Consider the following 221-nt stretch of genomic DNA (forward strand, 5'->3'; position numbering starts at 1 on the left):
TCCAGGGCAAAGGCGGTAATCCCGCACTCGGCCAGCTTGGCGATGGTTTCGTTGCTGAACGGGTTGAGCATGCCCACCACGACGGTGCCGCTCTTGATCAGCGCCAGCTCGCTGTCGCTGGGCGCGACCACCTTCAAAATCAGCGCTGCAGCAAACGCGTCATTGGCGCTGCCAATGGTTGCGCCGGCCGCTGCATAGGCACTGTCGACAACGCTGGCATT

At 62.4% G+C, this 221-nt stretch carries 1 pseudogene; it reads right to left on the reverse strand.

Annotated elements, in window-relative coordinates:
- Window positions 1-221: pseudogene (locus tag ACM6IK_RS27075) on the reverse strand (NAD(P)(+) transhydrogenase (Re/Si-specific) subunit alpha); the annotation flags it as partial.

This window comes from Pseudomonas sp. IT-196MI5 (assembly GCF_949767415.1).
In the GTDB taxonomy this organism is placed as follows: domain Bacteria; phylum Pseudomonadota; class Gammaproteobacteria; order Pseudomonadales; family Pseudomonadaceae; genus Aquipseudomonas.